The organism is Collinsella intestinalis DSM 13280 (assembly GCF_000156175.1).
Taxonomy (GTDB): Bacteria; Actinomycetota; Coriobacteriia; order Coriobacteriales; family Coriobacteriaceae; genus Collinsella; species Collinsella intestinalis.
Genome location: NZ_GG692711.1, coordinates 221,674 through 222,209 on the forward strand (window position 1 = coordinate 221,674; position 536 = coordinate 222,209).

1 rRNA gene and 1 other annotated feature (1 of these 2 running past the window's edge) are annotated in these 536 nt (G+C 66.8%); the gene reads right to left on the minus strand.

The annotated features are described in order from the left end of the window. Positions 1-79: 79 nt before the first annotated feature. Positions 80-195, minus strand: a 5S ribosomal RNA gene (rrf, locus tag COLINT_RS07530). Between the two features lie 151 nt (positions 196-346). After that, positions 347-536: a sequence feature (23S ribosomal RNA rRNA prediction is too short), on the minus strand; it runs 1,083 nt beyond the window's last position.

Sequence of the window (536 nt, forward strand, 5' to 3'; positions counted from 1 at the left end):
CCTATCGACATTGCAAAAGAGGGCCCCCGAGGGGACCCCCTTGCGCTCCCGCGCCGGGAAAGCGCGAAAGCCGTCCACCGGTCAGCGGCGCCCTGCTCTCCCACGGGCTGACCCCGCAGTACCATCGGCGCGGTGCGGCTTAGCTTCCGGGTTCGGAATGGGACCGGGCGTGCCCCGCACGCAATGGCCGCTGACCGGTGGGCGGCTTTCATACCTCCCACCCGGGATCCTCGCGTGCCCTGAGGGCCGCACAGCGACTCGCAGACGGGACCGTACCGACCTGACCTTCTGACGACGCGACACCGTGATACGTTAAGTATGGCGTCCCGCCCGGTCGGATGCGGGTAAGAGCTCGGGCTATTAGTACCGCTCGGCTGAGCACGTCGCCGTGCTTGCACCTGCGGCCTATCGACCAGGTAGTCTACCTGGGCCCTTACCGGAAGGAGAACTGATCTCGGGAACGGCTTCCCGCTTAGATGCCTTCAGCGGTTATCCGCGCCGCACGTGGCTACCCGGCCGTGCCGTTGGTCGACAAC